Origin of the sequence: Promicromonospora sp. NPDC050249 (genome assembly GCF_040656015.1) — a bacterium.
Lineage (GTDB): Bacteria > Actinomycetota > Actinomycetes > Actinomycetales > Cellulomonadaceae > Promicromonospora.
Window position 1 is genome coordinate 102,290 of record NZ_JBFAKY010000014.1, and the last position, 16,947, is coordinate 119,236.

Annotated in this window: 17 protein-coding genes; 8 read left to right on the forward strand and 9 right to left on the reverse strand. The window is 72.4% G+C overall.

All coding sequences use genetic code 11. The features are described from left to right. Positions 1-46 precede the first annotated feature (46 nt). On the reverse strand, positions 47-256 hold the full coding sequence (locus tag AB0I32_RS13700; protein ID WP_357506768.1) for an EF-hand domain-containing protein: 210 nt from the start codon (positions 254-256) through the stop codon (positions 47-49). Positions 257-388: 132 nt separating this feature from the next. On the opposite strand from AB0I32_RS13700, the gene AB0I32_RS13705 reads away from it, so the two are divergent. Then, a complete protein-coding gene (locus tag AB0I32_RS13705) occupies positions 389-982 on the forward strand; it encodes a hypothetical protein (RefSeq protein WP_357506770.1) in 594 nt (197 codons plus the stop codon). Positions 983-1,055: 73 nt separating this feature from the next. Here AB0I32_RS13705 and AB0I32_RS13710 read toward each other — a convergent pair whose 3' ends face one another. After that, the gene (locus AB0I32_RS13710; protein ID WP_357506772.1) at positions 1,056-1,736 is read right to left on the reverse strand and encodes an alpha/beta hydrolase; all 681 of its coding nucleotides are present in this window, start codon (positions 1,734-1,736) and stop codon (positions 1,056-1,058) included. A 171-nt stretch (positions 1,737-1,907) separates the two neighbouring features. Here AB0I32_RS13710 and AB0I32_RS13715 point away from each other — a divergent pair, with 171 nt between their 5' ends. Further along, positions 1,908-2,480, forward strand: a complete 573-nt coding sequence (locus AB0I32_RS13715) for a dihydrofolate reductase family protein (RefSeq protein ID WP_357506774.1) — start codon at positions 1,908-1,910, stop codon at positions 2,478-2,480. 102 nt (positions 2,481-2,582) lie between these two features. Here AB0I32_RS13715 and AB0I32_RS13720 read toward each other — a convergent pair whose 3' ends face one another. Continuing rightward, positions 2,583-3,032: an SRPBCC family protein gene (locus AB0I32_RS13720; protein WP_357506776.1), complete on the reverse strand. Its 450-nt coding sequence runs from the start codon at positions 3,030-3,032 to the stop codon at positions 2,583-2,585. 112 nt (positions 3,033-3,144) lie between these two features. Between AB0I32_RS13720 and AB0I32_RS13725 the strand changes: the two genes are divergently transcribed. The 3 genes from AB0I32_RS13725 to AB0I32_RS13735 all read left to right on the forward strand — a co-directional run bounded on the left by AB0I32_RS13725 (position 3,145) and on the right by AB0I32_RS13735 (position 5,529). Then, entirely contained in the window at positions 3,145-4,101 is a 957-nt protein-coding gene (locus AB0I32_RS13725) for a WYL domain-containing protein (protein ID WP_357506778.1), read from the forward strand. A gap of 49 nt (positions 4,102-4,150) precedes the next feature. Then, entirely contained in the window at positions 4,151-5,098 is a 948-nt protein-coding gene (locus tag AB0I32_RS13730) for a diacylglycerol kinase family protein (RefSeq protein WP_357506780.1), read from the forward strand. 104 nt (positions 5,099-5,202) lie between these two features. Beyond that, entirely contained in the window at positions 5,203-5,529 is a 327-nt protein-coding gene (locus tag AB0I32_RS13735) for a DUF5808 domain-containing protein (protein WP_357506782.1), read from the forward strand. Between the two features lie 39 nt (positions 5,530-5,568). Here the strand turns inward: AB0I32_RS13735 and AB0I32_RS13740 are convergent, their stop codons facing one another. Next, positions 5,569-7,101 (reverse strand): PH domain-containing protein, encoded by a 1,533-nt coding sequence (locus tag AB0I32_RS13740; protein WP_357506783.1) that lies wholly within the window; start codon positions 7,099-7,101, stop codon positions 5,569-5,571. An 11-nt stretch (positions 7,102-7,112) separates the two neighbouring features. Beyond that, complete coding sequence (locus tag AB0I32_RS13745) at positions 7,113-7,634, reverse strand: PH domain-containing protein (protein WP_357506785.1); 522 nt, start codon at positions 7,632-7,634, stop codon at positions 7,113-7,115. Positions 7,635-7,772: 138 nt separating this feature from the next. Here AB0I32_RS13745 and AB0I32_RS13750 point away from each other — a divergent pair, with 138 nt between their 5' ends. Further along, positions 7,773-9,101 carry an FAD-binding oxidoreductase gene (locus tag AB0I32_RS13750; RefSeq protein ID WP_357506787.1) on the forward strand — a complete coding sequence of 443 codons (1,329 nt, stop codon included), beginning with the start codon at positions 7,773-7,775 and terminating at the stop codon, positions 9,099-9,101. Positions 9,102-9,125: 24 nt separating this feature from the next. On the opposite strand, the gene AB0I32_RS13755 is transcribed toward AB0I32_RS13750, so the two are convergent. Continuing rightward, on the reverse strand, positions 9,126-9,701 hold the full coding sequence (locus AB0I32_RS13755; protein ID WP_357506789.1) for a hypothetical protein: 576 nt from the start codon (positions 9,699-9,701) through the stop codon (positions 9,126-9,128). A 94-nt stretch (positions 9,702-9,795) separates the two neighbouring features. On the opposite strand from AB0I32_RS13755, the gene AB0I32_RS13760 reads away from it, so the two are divergent. After that, entirely contained in the window at positions 9,796-10,707 is a 912-nt protein-coding gene (locus AB0I32_RS13760) for an alpha/beta hydrolase (RefSeq protein WP_357506791.1), read from the forward strand. Here the strand turns inward: AB0I32_RS13760 and AB0I32_RS13765 are convergent. After that, complete coding sequence (locus AB0I32_RS13765) at positions 10,704-12,368, reverse strand: thiamine pyrophosphate-binding protein (RefSeq protein ID WP_357506793.1); 1,665 nt, start codon at positions 12,366-12,368, stop codon at positions 10,704-10,706. The two genes, AB0I32_RS13760 and AB0I32_RS13765, sit on opposite strands and share 4 nt — an antisense overlap. Before the next feature lie 282 nt (positions 12,369-12,650). On the opposite strand from AB0I32_RS13765, the gene AB0I32_RS13770 reads away from it, so the two are divergent. Then, a complete protein-coding gene (locus tag AB0I32_RS13770) occupies positions 12,651-13,457 on the forward strand; it encodes a hypothetical protein (protein ID WP_357506795.1) in 807 nt (268 codons plus the stop codon). A 94-nt stretch (positions 13,458-13,551) separates the two neighbouring features. Here AB0I32_RS13770 and AB0I32_RS13775 read toward each other — a convergent pair whose 3' ends face one another. Together AB0I32_RS13775 and AB0I32_RS13780 are read right to left on the reverse strand one after the other, a co-directional pair. Then, positions 13,552-15,015, reverse strand: coding sequence for an NAD-dependent succinate-semialdehyde dehydrogenase (locus tag AB0I32_RS13775; protein ID WP_357506797.1), 1,464 nt, complete (start codon positions 15,013-15,015; stop codon positions 13,552-13,554). Continuing rightward, positions 15,012-16,940: an FAD-binding monooxygenase gene (locus tag AB0I32_RS13780; protein WP_357506799.1), complete on the reverse strand. Its 1,929-nt coding sequence runs from the start codon at positions 16,938-16,940 to the stop codon at positions 15,012-15,014. The genes AB0I32_RS13775 and AB0I32_RS13780 overlap by 4 nt, the downstream gene beginning before the upstream one ends. Between the last annotated feature and the right edge of the window lie 7 nt (positions 16,941-16,947).

The window sequence follows — 16,947 nt, forward strand, 5'->3', positions numbered from 1 at the left end:
CGCCCGGCGGGCACCGGCCCAACCGAACGGCGGAGCGAGGGGTGGCTCAGGCGTCCCAGGCCTCGGTGAACTCGGCGAGGTCGATCTTGCCGTCGTCGTCGTTGTCGGCCTTGCCGAAGATCTGCTCGAGGTCCTTGTCGGAGGTCTCCTCGCCGCGGGTGGCCATGGCCTGGCGGAACTCGTCGGCGGTGATCCGGCCGTCGCCGTCGCCGTCGAACTCGGCAAACGTACGGGTGAGCTCGTCGTTGGTAGTCATGGGCAATACCTCCGCAATGTCGGAAACAAAGTCGGAGAGTATGCAACCACAGATCGGTCGCGCGGTGGCCCCCGAAACGGGCCCGGTTCCGCTACGGTGCGGGGGACTCGCTGACGTCCGGAGGGCCAGACCATGAGGTTGTACGCGGTAGCGCCTGCGCGGTGCGCCCGTCAGGTGCTCGGTGACCTGATGATGCTCGCCTGGATCGCGGGCTGGGCCTGGGCGGGTCGCACGACCCACGACGCGACGCTGACCCTCGGGCGGCCCGGTCTGGCGACGGCGTCGGCCGCCGACGAGATGGCCGGCCGGTTCCACGACGTGGAGGGCCGGATCGGCGGCATCCCTGGCGTGGGGGACAACCTGGCCGCGCCCTTCCGCGGCGCCGCCGACGCCGCCGAGAGCCTGGCCGCCGCCGGCCGGTCCCAGGCCGAGACGGTGGCCGACGTCGCGCTGCTGGTCGGGCTCGCGGTGTTCCTGATCCCGGTGCTGCTGATCGCCGTGCTGTACGTGCCGTTCCGGGTCCGGTTCATCCGGCGCGCGACCGCCGCCCGGCGGTTCGCGGGCGCCGATCCGCAGCTGCTGGCGCTGCGCGCCCTGGCGAACCAGCCGCTCCGGTCCCTGACCCGTGTCTCGGACGACCCGGTGGCCGCGTGGCGAGCCGGCGACCCGGCCGCGGTCCGCGAGCTGGCGGACCTGGAGCTGCGCTCCCTCGGCCTGAAGCGTTGAGTGCCGCTTCTTCCGCGAGGCAGAGCGCCTGTCCGGGTCTCCCTGGCGACACAGGGAGACTCGGACAGGCGATCTACCTCGCGGAAGAAGCCAGCAGGGCGGCCAGGGCTGCCGGGCGGGTGAACATCGGCCAGTGACCCGAGTCCAGGTCCACCAGGTCCACGTTCTTGGCCCGGGCGAGCTCCGGCACGTCGCCGGCCTCGATCCACTGCCTCGCCTGCTCTGGGGTGAACTCCGGGCACACGACGACGACCGGCACGTCGAACCGGCGCTCGTCGGTCAGGTGCACCACGCCTCGGGCGACCCCCTCGGGGACCGGGACCGCCTTGGCGGCGAAGGCGGCCTTGACCTCGTCGGAGAGGTCGGCGGAGTCCGGCCCCTCGAACGGCTCCCAGCCGGGGAACGGCATGACGCCGTCGGTCATCTCGAACAGGTCGGCGTAGAGCTTGCCGTCGTCCCACGGGAACCCGCCGATCAGCACCACGCCGGCGATCTTCTCCGGGCGTGCGTCGGCGGCGAGCCAGGCCAGGGTGCAGGCGGCCGAGTGGCCCACGACCAGCGGCCTTCCGGCTGTCGCGTCCACGGCCGCGAGCACCGCGGCGACCTGATCCTCCAGCGTCGCCGTCGTCGAGCCGTCGCCCTGTCCGGGAAGCGCGACCGGCACGGCACGGTGGCCGAGCGCCTCGAGCTCCGGGACTACGTCGTCCCAGGCGGACGTGTCGAGCCAGAGGCCGCCGATGAGCAGGATGTCCATGATTTCTCTCCCGTGGTGAGTGCGGCAGGATGCCGTTGAGCACCACGCTAGAACCAGTTCCGGACGTTCTGCTTCCGGATCAGAAGGCCGATGAGTTTTCCGTCGCTGGTCGTCTGAGATGGCAGAGGGCTGATGCATCCGCCAGGCCACCACTACCCAGGGAGAACCCCCATGAGCACCATAGTCGCCACCCACTTCGTCTCGCTCGACGGCAAGGTCGACCCCACCGGCGGGGACCCCGAGCTGCACGACACCGCGTGGACGTTCAAGACCGTCGCCCCGGCACCGGAGGCGTACGAGCTCAAGGGCCGTGAGCAGGAGGAAGCGGGCGCGCTGCTGCTGGGCCGTGCCAGCTACCAGATGTTCGCGCCCGTGTGGCCCGACATGGACGAGTTCGTGCGCTACAACACCCTGCCCAAGTACGTCGTCTCGACGACGCTCACCGAGGACGACCTGACCGACAACTGGGGCGAGACCACCATCCTGCGCTCGCTGGACGACGTCGCGAAGCTCAAGGACTCCGACGTCGGTGAGATCCAGGTGCACGGCAGCGTCTCCCTCACCCGGGCGCTCGCGGACGCGGGCCTCATCGACGCGTACCACCTGCTCGTGTTCCCGGTCCTCCTCGGCCAGGGCAAGCCGCTGTTCAGCGACGCCGACAAGGCGGCCCAGCAGCTCCGCCTCGTCGAGCACGAGGCGTACAAGAACGGCGTCCAGAAGCAGATCTTCGAGGTGGTGCGCTGACGGTCCCGTACCCCGACCGTCCCGCGCGATGACCGCCACATGCGATGACCGTCCCGGACCGATCGGTCCGGGACGGTCATCGCACCCGTCAGCGCAGGACGGTCAGCTCACGTCGCCGCGCCAGGAGCCCGTCTCGGCGCCGCGCGACTCGACGAACTCCTTGAACCGGTCGAGGTCACCCTGGACCCGGCGGTCGTCGAAGTTCAGGGCGCTGCCCACCTTCTCGGTGACGTTCCCGGGCTCCCAGTCCAACTGCACGGTGACCCGGGTCTGATCGTCCTGGAGCCGGTGGAAGGTGACCACACCGGCCTGCTGGGGTCCGGTCCTGCTCGTCCACGCCACCCGCTCGTCCGGGTGCTGCTCGGTGATCTCGGCGTCGAACTCCCGCTCGACCCCGCCCACCTTCGTCTTCCAGTGGGTATGGGTCGGGTCGAGCTGGCGGATCTCCTCGACACCCTCCATGAAGCGGGGGAACTCCTCGAACTGCGTCCACTGGTTGTAGACGGTGCGTACGGGGACGTTCACGTCGATCGACTTCGTGATGCTGGCCACGAGGCTCTCCTTTCGTCGGGTCCCCTCACCGTGACCCGGGCTGAACTCACTCGCACGTGCGCCGGGCACGCGCTCCGGGCACGCCCTGTGGGCATGGCCGTAGCCTGCACGTGTGCCCTCCGAGATCAGCCCCACCGCGCGTGCGCTCCGCGCGCTCGAGGTCCTGCAGACCCGCCCCGGCACGACCGCGAACGAGCTGGCCGACCGGCTGGGCGTCACCGAGCGGGCCGCCCGGCGCTACGTCGAGATCCTGCGCGAGGCCGGCATCCCCGTCTCCTCGGCCCGCGGGCCGCACGGCGGCTACCGCCTCGGCCGCGGGACCCGGCTCCCGCCCGTCACGTTCACCCAGACCGAGGCGCTCGGCCTGGTCATGGCGGTGCTCGACGGACACCCCGACGCGGACGGCGACGACCTCGTCGACACCGCGCTCGGCAAGGTGATCAGGGCCCTGCCCGAGGACGTCGGCAGGCAGGCCGCCGCGCTGCGCGAGCACGCGTCCGCCGCGCCCGACCGGTTCGCCGCCCGTCCCGACACCACGATCACCAGCGAGCTGGTCGCCGCGATCGCCGCCCGACGGCGCGTGCTGGTCACCTACCGCGGGGAGTCCGGCAGCGAGTGGGTCGCCGAGGTGGACCCGTGGGCGGTCGTCGTGCGCTACGGGCGCTGGTACCTCCTGTGCCACTCCCACCGCGCAGGCGCCACCCGCACCTACCGCGTCGACAGGGTCCATGCGGTCGAGCACACCGACCGAGGGTTCACGCCGCCCGACGGCCTCGATCCCGTGGCCTCGCTCGAGGAGCACCTGGGCACCGGATGGCAGTTCACCACCCGGGTCGTGTTCGACGCCCCGCTCGCCGACGTCGCCCCCTGGGTCGGCGCACAGATGGGAAAGCTCGAAGCGGCCGACGACGGCTGCGTCCTCGTCGGCAGCACGCGGAACCCGGCGATGTACGCGCAGGAATGGCTGGCGAGCGTGCCCTACCCGTTCCGGGTCGAGGGCGGGCCCGAGCTCCGCGAGGCGGTCCGGGCGCTCGCACGTCGGTTCGCCGAGGCGGTGCCGGACCCGTGACCGGCACACTCCGGTCGAGCCCACCCGGTGGCTGTGGAAACATGCGGATATGACCGCACAACGCGTCTGCATCATCTGGAACCCGTCCAAGACGACCCGGGCGGACCTCGAGTCCGGGCTGGACCGGGCCGTCTCCGCGGCAGGGTCGGACTTCGAGGCAGTCTGGTTCGAGACGAGCGAGGATGACGCGGGCCAGGGCGTCACGGCGCAGGCGCTCGCGGCGGGCGCCGACCTGCTGGTGGTCGCCGGTGGCGACGGGACCGTCCGGGCCGTCGCCGAACGGCTCGCGGAGGCAGACACCAGCGTCGAGCTGGCCATCGTCCCGCTCGGCACGGGGAACCTCCTGGCCCGGAACCTCGGCGTGCCGCTGAACGACATCCCCGGTGCCCTGACCCGGGCGTTCGGCGGCGAGGCGCGGGCCATCGACGTGGGCTGGCTGGAGATCGAGCTCCCCGGCGGGCCCGAACGTCACGCTTTCGCGGTGATGGCCGGATTCGGCCTCGACGCGCACATGATCACCGAGACCGACGACGACCTCAAGGACAAGGTCGGCTGGCTGGCCTACGTGGAGTCGATGGGGCGCGCGCTGGCCGCCAGCGACCCCCTCGAGGTCCGGATCACCGCGGACGGCCAGGCGCACGACGGGGACAGCGTGCACACGCTGCTCGTCGGCAACTGCGGCATGCTCCAGGGCGGCTTCAACCTGCTGCCCGACGCAGACCCCTCCGACGGCGAGCTCGACCTGCTCCTCCTGAGCGCGGACGGCGCGGCCGGCTGGCTCGACACCATGCGGAACCTGGTCTGGGACAACGGGATCAAGCGCCTCGCGACGGGCGGCAAGGTCGCCGAGAGCAGCGACAGCGCCACGCACCTCCGGGTGCGGAGCCTGCGGCTCGAGCTCATGGAGCCACGGGTCTTCGAGATCGACGGCGAGGATCTCGGGGAGACCAGCCGCGTCAGCATCACCATCCAGCCGGGCGCCGTACGGGTCCGCTGAGGACCTGCGCGCGTTGCAGAGGCCAGTGGCGGGCCCATGCCCCAGGATGGTCGTGAAGGCTGATACCGAGAGCAGCTGACGCCAAGAGCACGGGAGGCACCAAGATGGGTCGCAAGAAGCACACCGACCACGTCGAGAAGGCGGCGCACGGCGGCGGAGGGCTGAAGAAGTTCCTCACGCTCGTCGCGCTCGCGCTGACGGCCGCGGCGGTCGTGAAGGAGCTGCGCAGGCCGAAGGAGGAGCGGACCTGGCACGGCAAGATCGCGTCGGTCGTCCCCTACGAGCTGCGCGTCCCGACCCTGGAGCGCGCCCGCGAACGGCTGTGGAACCCCGACGCCGAGCACGTCGTCGGGCCCCGCGTGTTCGGCGTCGGCTGGAGCGTGAACATGGGCAAGGCCGTCGCCGTGGTGCGGCAGAAGGTCGGCGTCTGACCCGACTGGGCCGTCTGAGCCGTCGGCTCCGTGGAGCCGTCAGCTCAGCGGCGCGACCTCCTGCTCGGCGTCGGCACTGACCAGGAAGGGCAGCAGCAGGCCGGGGACGGCGGCGTCCGCGAGGGCGAGACCGTCCGCCTCGGCCGCGTCGCGGACCGCGTACGCGCCGGTGCCGGCCGCGGTGGTGGCGACGATCGTGACGAGCCCGGCCCGGCGCTGGAACCACGACTGCCGGACGGTCCAGCCCACTATGCCGCGCCGTTGCAGCGCCACCGTCGCGCGCCGCACGGTGCCGCTGCGTGCCACCAGGTAGCCGGTCTGGTACGCGCCGGTGAGGGTGTGACCCAGCGCGCGGTAGGCGTCGTTCGCGAGCGCGACCCCCACGGGGAAGAGCACGAGAGCGCTGATCCAGGCGACATGGAGCAGCACGGGCGTGAGCAGCGCCCCGAGCACGAGCACCACCGCCTCGACCGCGAGCACCGTGCCGAGCGCCCAGCGCAGCCGGCGCCCCCGGGCTGCCTCGGGGTGCGGTGCGAGAGGCGCGGACGTCGGCGGGGCCGACTCGCGGAGGACCTTCGCGGCCACCTCGTCGGCCAGCTCCTTCGGCGCGACGGGCAGCAGGGTCCGACTCTCCGTCTTGTCCTCGTCATCCGTCGTGAGCCCGGTGGCGACGGCGTCCACGCGCGCGCCCCCGGCCAGGCGGGCGGCGAGCGGCTCGACGACCTCCAGGCCGCGGAGCCGAGACTCCTCCAGCGTGATCGACCGGGTGGTGAGCAGGCCGCGCCGCACCTGCAGCGTGCCGTCGGCCTGGCGGTCCAGCGTGTGGTTCCACCAGGTCTCGACCCAGAGCGCCAGGGTGGCCACGCCGCCGACGACGAGCAGGGCGACGGCCAGCGCGAGGGCGACGAGCAGCACCGGGGCGAGACCGAACCACGACCCGACGACGTCGAACACCCGCTGCTGCATCCCGAACCACTCGGCGACCTGGAGCGCGCCGCCGCCCGCCGCGGCGCCCAGCGCCGGGGTGAGGAAGGACAGCGGGGCGAACCGGATCCACCCGCGGTCGAACCGGGCCAGCGACCCGTCGGCCGGGTCCGCGCCGCCGTCGGCGTCCGGCCGAGCGGCGTGCGCCAGCAGGGTGGTGCGCAGCGCCTCGGCGGACGCCCGGCGCACCGGCCAGAGCGTGACGGTGCCCTCGGCCCCTGCCTTCTCGCCGGTGCCCACGCGCACGGTCACCGCGCCGAGCATGCGCAGCACCGGGTCCGCGGTGAGGTCGACCGAGCGGATCCGCACCCGCCGGAGGGCAAGACGCTTGCGGAACACGACGCCGGTGTGCACGTGGAACCGTTCCGCGTCGACGCGATAGCTGGTGACGCGCCACATCCACTCGCCGGACGCGGCCCCGGCGGCAGTGATGACCACGAAGGCCGGCAGCACCCAGGCCAGGGCCGTTCCGACCGTGCTGCCGACGGCCAGCCAGTAGCCCGTGATGAGCGCAGCGCCCGCGGTGGGAAGCGCGGTGTACATCCCGCCGGCGAGGAAGGCCCGGCGGTCCAGCCGCTCCCACACCACGTCGTCGGCGCTCAGGTCGCGTCCTCGGGTGTGGCCTGCGTGGCGACGGTGAGCTCGGCCGCGAGGTCGGAGGCCGTCTCGGCGTCGAGCCCCTCGACCTTCACCGCACCCTTCGCGGACGCCGTCGTCACCGTGAGCGTCGCCAGCCCGAAGCGCTGCTCCAGCGGTCCGCGGACCGTGTCGACGGTCTGGATCCGGGACAGCGGCGCGACCCGCCACTCCTGGAAGAACCAGCCGGTGCGCGTGTAGACCGCCTCCTCGGTGACCTCCCAGCGGTGATGGCGGAACCACAGGCGGGGGAGGGCGACGGCGGCGAGCACTCCCAGGACGGCGAGGATCCCGGCGGGGACGAGCAGCCATACGCGAGCGGGAGGAATCAGGAGGCCCAGCACGCCGAGGGTCACGACGGGCACTGCCATCCAGAGCACGAGCTGCAGCGACCACCAGCCGACGGCGCGCGGGTCCACGGCATGCCGCGGCGGGCGCAGACGCAGGGGCGGATCCGGACTCTCGTCGATCGTCGGCGCGGTCACGGCCCCATGGTCCCAAGCGGGACCGGCTGGGGCAACGTCATTCGGGTCCGGCCGACTGCGATGAGTCCTGCACGCCCGGAGGGTCTGTCGTGGACCGGGGCGCCCGTACGAGGGGCCCCGCTCGAGGAGGAGCGAAGCATGGACACGATCGACGGCTCCGCGGTGTCGGGGCTCGACGTCCGGCGCCCGGGCGACGCCGGGTTCGACGAGGCGCGCACGGTGTGGAACGCGATGGTCGACCACCGGCCGGCACTGATCGTCCGCTGCCGGAACGCCGGCGACGTGGTGGCGGCGCTCGCGCTGGCGCGGCGGGAGGGCCTCGAGGTCGGCGTCCGCTGCGGGGGCCACAGCGTCGTCGGGCACGGAGTTCCCGAAGGCGGGCTGATGATCGACCTCACGCCGATGGGCGCGGTCCGGGTGGACCCGGAGCGCCGGCGGGCGTGGGTGCAGGGCGGCGCCCTGCTGGGCGCGCTCGACGCCGCGACGCAGCCGTACGGGCTCGCGACGACGGCCGGCAACGTGTCGCACACCGGCGTCGGCGGGCTGACCCTGGGCGGCGGGATGGGCTGGCTGGCCAGGCAGTGCGGCCTGGCCTGCGACAACGTCGTCTCCTACGAGGTGGTCACGGCGGCCGGCGAGGTGGTCCGCGCTTCGGCCGACGAGCGGCCCGACCTGTTCTGGGCGCTGCGCGGCGGGGGCGGCAACTTCGGCGTCGTCACCGAGTTCGAGTTCCGGCTGCACGACGTCGGCACCCGCGCACTGAGCGTCGAGCTCGACTTCCCGGTCGGGGGAGCGGTGCCGACCGTCGCCCGGTGGCGCGACCTCGCCGCGCAGGCCCCGCGAGCGGCCACCTGCACCGCAGGTGTGCACGACGGCGTGGTGGCGCTCGGTCTCGTATGGGTCGGCGACCCGGAGGAGGGGCTGGCGCACGCGGCGGAGCTCGAGTCGGCGCTCGGTACGCCGATAGCTCGCCGGGTGGAGGAGCTGTCCTATCTGGACCTCCAGACCCGGGAGGACAGCACGGCGGGCCACGCCGTGCGGCGCTACTGGAAGGGGCACTACGTCACTGACCTGTCCCTCGGCGCGATCGAGGCGCTGCTCGCCACCGAACCCGGCGTCCGGGCGGGTCTTCAGGCGTACGGCGGCGCCATCGCCGACGTGCCGGACGACGACGCCGCGTTCAGCCAGCGGGGCACCCGCTTCGAGTACGTGGCGGCCACGGGCTGGACCGACCCCGCCGAGGACGCCGACAGGATCGCGGCGGCACGGGCCAGTGCAACGCGTCTCGAAGCCTTTGCCAGCGGCGTCTACGTCAACGTGCTGGGCGACGACGGCGCGGCCGGCGTCCAGCGGGCCTACCCGCCTGCGAAGCTCGCGCGCCTCGCCGCGGTCAAGGCCGTCTACGACCCGGACAACGTCTTCCACCTGAACCAGAACGTCCCGCCCGTGGCGGAACCGGCGGGGTAGTGCGCCGACCCCGCCGGGTGAACGTCATTCCTCGCCGAACGAGCCTGCGAACTCCTCGATCGCGCTGATGACCTCGTCGAGGATCGCCAGGTTCTCGGCCCGGGTGCCCGGCACCTCGAGGCTGTGGTCGGCGTCCTCCACCTCCAGGACGTCGGCCTCCGAGCCGTCCGCGAGCTCGCCGTCCCACAGGGGGTCGGCGGTGCCGCCGACCAGCAGGTGGTCCTCGTCCAGCTCGGCGGCCGTCTCCCGGACGTCGGGCGCCTGCTCGCTGGTGAGCACCGGGGTGAGCCAGACGCCAGGAAGGCCAAGGTGGACCGCCATCGGCATGGCGAGCGTGCCGAGGGACTTGGCCACGACCAGGTGCAGCGCGTCCTCGCCGGGCGCGCGGCGGCCGTCGAGGATCTCCGCGTACGCCTCGCGGGCCGTGCCGAAGGACGGCCTGGCCGCCCACTCCAGGGTGCGGACCGTCCAGCCCAGGTCGCGCAGCGCGCTGCGTGCGTACCAGAGCAGGGGTCCCATGGCGGTGTAGCCGCTCCCGGGCAGGACCGTGACGACGCGCGCCGGGTCGGCTTCGGTGACGTGCAGGTCGTAGGCGGTCACCCGTTCATCATGGCAGGTTCGTCTCGGTTGAGCCGCGGCCGTTGTAGCGCCCACCCCGTTGCGAGCCGGACGGAGGCTCGCGATGGTGAGAATCATGGAGATATCACCCCCGCACCAGGCCACCGACCCCGCCGGCACCGACCGCGCCGTCCGCCACCGCACGCTCGACCTGGACGGCGTGCGGGTGTTCTACCGCGAGGCCGGACCTCCGGACGGGCCCGTGCTCCTCCTCCCGCACGGTTATCCCTGCTCGTCGTACGAGTTCCGCAACCTGATGCCGGCGCTCGCCGACCGCTGGCGCACCGTCGCGCCCGACCTCCCGGGCTTCGGGTACAGCGGCACGCCCGGCCCGGCGACCTTCGACTACTCCTTCGACGGGTACGCGGGCTTCCTCGACGCGTTCTGCACCCGGCTGGGCCTGGACCGGTACGCGCTGTACCTGCACGACTACGGCTCCCAGATCGGGCTGCGCCTGGCCATCCGGGCGCCCCAGCGGGTCGCCGCGCTGATCATCCAGAACGGCGACATCTACGAGGACGAGCTGGGGCCGAAGTACCAGGGGCTGCGGGACTACTGGAAGAACCCGACGTCCGAGGGGCGCGCGGTGCTGGAGAACGCGGTGACCGAGGAGGGGTTCCGCGAGGAGTTCCTCAACGACGTGCGGGACGAGCTGGCCGAGCGCATCCCGCCCGAGCTGTGGACGGTGGCGTGGGCGCAGCTCCGCACCCCCGAACGCCGCGGCGTCATGGTGGGCCTGATGGAGGGGCTGCGCGAGAACCTGGACTGGTTCCCCCGCTACCAGGCGTACCTGCGCGAGCACCGGCCCCCGACTCTCATCGCGTGGGGCCCGCAGGACGGCTACATGCCCGAGGGGTCGGCCCGGGCCTACCTGCGCGACCTGCCGGACGCCGAGCTGCACCTCCTCGACGGCGGCCACTGGCTGCTGGAGACGAACCTCGACGAGGTCGTCGGGCTGGCGCGCGACTTCCTCGGGCGCGTGCTCTAGCGCGTGCGGTTCGCCCGCAGGATCTCCTCCTGGTACGGGGCGACGACGTCCCCCGAGACCCGGCAGTCGAGCAGCAGGAACCGACGGTCGGCGACGGGCTCGGTGGCCCACGTCGCGAGGCGGTCCAGGTCGGCGAGGGAGCGCACGACCACGCCCTCGGCGCCGACCGCCTCCGCGAGCGCCGCGAAGTCGGTCTCGGGGATGAGCATCGGCTCCTTCGTGATGCCCTGCCGCCCGTACACATGCACCTCGGCGCCGTAGGCGGCGTCGTTCCAGACGACGGTGATGCCGCGCCCGCCGGCGGTGCGTACTGCCGTCTCGAGGTCGGCGAGCGCCATCAGCCCGCCGCCGTCGCCGGTGGTGAGCACGACGGCGTCGTCGGGCCGGGCGGCCGCGGCGCCCGCGACGCTGGGGAAGCCGAGACCGATGGACTGGTAGGCGGTGCCGACCATCACCATGCGGTCGGGGGAGGCGACCGGCCAGTACATGTTGGCCCAGCCGATGAAGTGCCCGCCGTCCGAGACGACCACCCGGTCGGCGGGCAGCAGGTCGGCGAGGCGGTGCGCGACGGTGCGCGGGTCGAGGCGTCCGTCGGGGGCGATCCCGTCCGTGGGGCCGGTGTCGTAGCGCCGGGCCGCCGCGACGTCCACCGTCTCGCGCCAGCCGGACGGCTTGGCGGCCAGGGTGTCCAGCTCGTCCAGGAGGATGCGGGTCACGAGGGCGGCGTCGCCCCGGACGAAGCCCCCGACGTGCCGGTGCGTCGCGGCGGGCGCGGTGTCGACCTGGACCACGCGGGTGCCGGGCGCGAACAGGTCGCCGAACCGCATGGTGAACTGGTTGAGCGACGCCCCGACCACGACGGCGACGTCGGCCTCGCGCACCAGCTCCATCGCCCGCTCGGCGCCGAAGCCGCCCGCGACGCCGAGGTCGTACCGGCCGTCGGGGAAGATTCCCCGGCCCAGTGCGGTGGTGGCGGTCAGCGCCCCGGTCGCCTCCGCGAGGTCGCCGAGTGCCGGTCCCGCGCCCGCGAGCCAGGCGCCCCGCCCGGCGAGCAGCAGCGGCCGCTCGGCGGTGGCGAGGTGCTTGGCGAGGTCGGTGATGGCGGCGGCGTCGAACGGTCCGCTCGGGGCCATCGGCGCGGGGAGCGTGGGCTCCGGCGCCTCGGGGATGGGCCCGGCCTCCAGCGCGGCGACGTCGTAGGGGATGGCCAGCACCACGGGCACGCGGTAGGTCAGGGAGTGCTCGATGGCGATGACGCTCGTGGCCGCGGCGTCCGCGCGGCCGACGGTATAGGTGCGGGCGCCGACGGCGGCCGCGAGCGCTATCTGGTCCACGTCCCAGGGCCGCGGGCCCGACGTCGGCTCGTCGCCGGCCAGCAGCACGAGCGGCACGCGGGCCGCCGCGGCCTCGGCGAGCGCGGTCAGGGCGTTGGTGAACCCGGCGCCGTAGGTGGCGGTGGCGGCGGCGATGCGGCCCGACGCGCGGAAGTGGGCGTCGGCGGCGACCACGCCACCCGCCTCGTGGCGGACGGCGGTGAACCGGGCCTGCGTCGAGCGGGTGAGGTCGTCGAGGAACCAGGCGTTGCCGTTGCCCATGACCCCGAAGACGTGGTCGACGTGGTGGGCGACGGTACGGGCGACGTGTGCGGACACGGTGGGCACGGGGGCCTCCAGGAAACAGTGACGGATGAGTGGTGCGGTCCGTATGTGTCCCGTGCGGCCCGGCTCGCGGGCTGCCGCGCGCCCCTTTTTCGAGCGCAGGCGGTTCGTCCGCCTTGACGCTTCAAAGTATAACTACGTGCTCTGGACGCGGAAGCGCTTCGATGAGTTCATGCCAAGCGATGGACATTCCTAAAAGTTCACCCCATCATTGGTTTCACCCGCTTTTCAGCGGATTTCGTCGAGCCAATGGGGGTCCGACGAGAGCTGACCGAAAGGACCGAGATGCGTCAGAGTCGAACCGCATCGATCAAACACCGGATCACCGGCATCGTCGCCGCGCTGTGCCTCGCAGTGGTTCCCGTCGTGGCCACGGCCGCGCCGGCTCAGGCCGCCAGCACCTGCGCCAGCGGCGGCAACATCGCGATGGGCAAGTACTACGTCGTCAACAACCTCTGGGGCAGCGGGTCCGGCTCCGGATGGCAGTGCGTGTGGGACAACTGGCAGTCGGGTGACACGATCGGCTGGGGCACCAACTGGGAGTGGAGCGGGCAGTCCAACTCGGTCAAGAGCTACTCCAGCGTCGTCCTCGGCTGGCACTGGGGCTGGCAGCGTTCGGGCACGGAGCTCCCGGTGCGGCTGAGCGCCAACCGCAGCGTCCCGACCACGTGGGACTACGGCGTGACCGGCTCGGGCACCATGAACGTCGCCTATGACCTCTGGCTCCACACCCAGTCGAACCCCGGGGCGTCGACCGGTCCCAGCGACGAGATCATGATCTGGCCGTACAAGTCGGGCGGCGCAGGGCCTGCCGGCACCCGCCAGGCGACGGTCAACATCGGCGGCGGGACCTGGGACCTGTACCGCGGCTGGATCGACGCCGGCAACGGCACCGGGTGGAACGTGTTCTCGTTCGTCCGCACCTCGAACACCAACTCGGTGAACTTCAACCTGCGGGACTTCACCGGCAACCTGGTGAACCGAGGGTGGATCAGCAACACCAAGTACCTCACCAGCGTCCAGGCTGGTACGGAGGTCTTCACCGGTAACGGCCAGCTGAACACCAACAGCTACTGGGTGGACGTCCAGTAGCACCAGCCACCCCTTGGCCGTGAGTGTGACTGTTGCGACCACGTGCCTGCTTCAGGCGCAACGGTTACGCCCACGGCCGAGGGGAGCTGCCGTCTCAGGACGGGGTCAGCGTGTACTTGGTCTGGAGGTACTCGTGGATGCCCTCGGCGCCGCCCTCGCGGCCCAGGCCCGACATCTTCCAGCCGCCGAACGGCGCCGCCGCGTTGGAGACGACCCCGACATTGAGGCCCATCATCCCGGTCTCCAGGCGCTCGATCATGCGCTGGCCGCGCGACAGGCTCTCGGTGTAGACGTAGCTCACCAGCCCGTACTCGGTGTCATTGGCCAGCGCCACTGCCTCGTCCTCCGTGTCGAACGTGGCGATGGCGAGCACCGGGCCGAAGATCTCCTCCCGCAGGATGTCGCTGCCCGCCGTGACGCCCGTCAGGACCGTCGGCTCGAAGAAGCTGCCCGCCCCGTCGATGCGCGAGCCGCCGGTGGCGAGCTCCGCGCCCCGGGCCACCGCGTCCTGGACGAGCGCCTCCGCCTTCGCGACTGCCTTGTCGTCCACCAGCGGGCCGATGGTCACGCCGGACTCGGTGCCGCGGCCGATCACGAAGTCGTTGACCGCGGCGGTCACCCGGCGGGCGAACTCGTCGGCGACCGAGGAGTGCACGATGAAGCGGTTGGCGGCCGTGCACGCCTGCCCGATGTTGCGGAACTTCGCCGCGAGGGCACCCTTGACCGCCTGGTCCAGGTCGGCGTCCTCGAAGATCACGAAGGGGGCGTTGCCGCCCAGCTCCATCGAGGTGCGCAGCACGCCCGGCGCGGCCTGCGCCAGGAGCTTCTGGCCCACGGGCGTCGAGCCCGTGAAGGACAGCTTGCGCAGTCTCGGGTCGCTGATGATGGGCTCGGAGACGGCGCCGGAGCTGGACGTGGTGACCACGTTGACCACGCCGTCGGGCAGACCGGCGTCCTGCAGCAGCCTCGCGAGGTAGAGGGTGGTCAGCGGCGTCAGGGCCGCGGGCTTGACCACCACGGTGCAGCCGGCGGCGAGGGCGGGCGCGATCTTGCGCGTGGCCATGGCCAGCGGGAAGTTCCAGGGCGTGATGAGGAAGCAGGGTCCCACAGGGTGCTGGCTGACGATGATGCGGCCGGTGCCCTCGGGGTTGGGCCCGTAGCGGCCCGTGATGCGCACGGCCTCCTCGGAGAACCAGCGTAGGAACTCCCCGCCGTACGTGACCTCGCCGCGCGCCTCCGCGAGCGGCTTGCCCATCTCGAGGGTCATCAGGAGCGCGAAGTCCTCGCTGCGCTCCTGGAGGAGGTCGAACGCGCGGCGGAGGATCTCGCCACGGGTCCTGGCGGGCGTGGCTGCCCAGGCGGCCGCTGCGTCGACAGCGGCGTCGAGCGCGGCCATGCCGTCCTCCGCGCCGGCGTCCGCGATGGACTTGATCGTCTTGCCGGTGGCCGGATCCTCGACCGTGAGCGTGGCGCCGGCCGCGGCGGGCCGCCACGCGCCGCCGATGAGCAGCCCGTCGGGGACGGAGTCCAGCAGGTCTGACTCGCGGGTGTCGGTCATGTGTTCTCCTTCGTGGGCGTGTTCGTGGGCGGACTGTCCGGCTGGAGCAGTGCCCCGGCGAAGAACGCGCTGAGCTCGTCCGTCGCGCTCAGGGGGAGCACAGCGGCAACGTACTGGTCCGGCCGCACGACGACCACCACGCCGCCCCGGTCGATGCCGCGCAGCTCGAAGATGTCCTGGGCGGGGTCGGTCGCGTACACCTTCTCGTGGTCGACCAGCTCGAACGGGCCGACCCGGGGCCTGAAGACCTCCGGCACGTCGGAAAACTCCACGCCGAAGTGGTCCTGCTGGTAGACGACCTTGACGTCGAGCACCGAGTCCGGGTCCGTGCCGGGCGGGGTGTGGCGCAGCAGCGGCGACTCGGGTGCCGTACCCAGCCACTCCGCCCATTCCCGGAGCGCCGAGGGTTCGCCGGGCGCGGCGGCGTCGGCGAACGCGTAGACGCGCCACCGCCCGTCGGCGCGGGCGTGGTGCCCGAGGTGAGCAGGGTTGCCCTCGGCGACGCGCTCCACCGGGGCCGACTTGAACCGCTTGCCCACCGGGAAGCCGGTGGCGAGATGCTGATGGACCGGCTCGGACACGATCATGGAGGGCTGGTACTGCGTCATGAACCCGCAGGGGAACTCGGCGGTCTTGACGTAGAAGTCCTCGAGATAGGTCGGGTCGGGCAGGTCCTCGGGGGGCGTGGCCATGAGGCGCGACCACTCCCGGTCGAAGTCGATGAGGTCCTGCGCGACGACCTGCCGCTCGGCCGAGTAGGTGGCCAGCAGGGACTCCGGAGCCCGGCCCGTGAGCACGTGGGCGAGCTTCCAGGCGATGTTCCAGCCGTCCTGCATCGACACGTTCATCCCCTGCCCGGCCTTGGCGCTGTGCGTGTGGCAGGCGTCACCCGTGAGGAACACCCGGGGCGTCCGGGTGCCGGTGAGCTCGTCGGGCACGTCGTCGAACCCGTCGGTGACCCGGTGGCCCACCTCGTACACGCTGTGCCAGGGCACGTCCTTCACGTCCAGCGTGTACGGGTGGATGATCCGGTTCGCCCGTGCGATCACCTCGTCCAGTGACGTCGCGCGGATGCGGGCGCCCTCGCCCGGCGGCACCTCGCCGAGGTCGACGTACCAGCGGGCCAGGTACCCGCCCTCGCGGGGGATGAGCAGGATGGACCCGCCGTCGTGCGACTGGATGGCGCACTTGGTGCGCACGTCGGGGAAGTCCGTCACCGCGAGCACGTCCATCACGCCCCAGGCGTGGTTGGCCCGGTCGCCCACCGGCTTGCGGCCGATCGCCTGCCGGACGGCGCTGTGCGCGCCGTCCGAGCCGATGACGTAGCCCGCGCGCACCGTGCGGGTGCTGCCCTCCTGCGGTCCTGTCGTGTGTCGCAGGGTGACGGTGACGGGTTGCGTGCCCTGGTCCGCGACGGTGAGCCCCACCACCTCCAGCCCGTAGTCCGGGGTCACCCGGGCGGGAGCCCTCGCCGCGACCTCGGCGAAGTAGTCGAGCACCCGTGCCTGGTTGACGATCAGGTGCGGGAACTCGCTGATGCCGTGGGCGTCGTCCGGCGGGACGGCGCCGCGGACGATGTTCGCCGGGTTGGCGGGGTCGGGCTTCCAGAACGCCATCTCGGTGATCCGGTACGCCTCGGCGGTGATGCGTTCCGCGAACCCGAACGCCTGGAACGTCTCGACGCTGCGCGCCTGGATGCCGTCCGCCTGGCCCATCTCGAGGCGTCCGGCCCGCCGCTCGACGACATGGGTGCGGATGCCGGGGAACTGCGCCAGCTGCGCGGCGGCGATCATGCCCGCCGGGCCGCTGCCGACGATGAGCACGTCGACCTCGTCCGGCAGCTCCGCGGGGCGTTCGAGACCGTAGCCCGCGGCGGGCTGGACGCGCGGGTCACCGGACACGTAGCCGTGATGGTGGAACTGCATCGTTCTT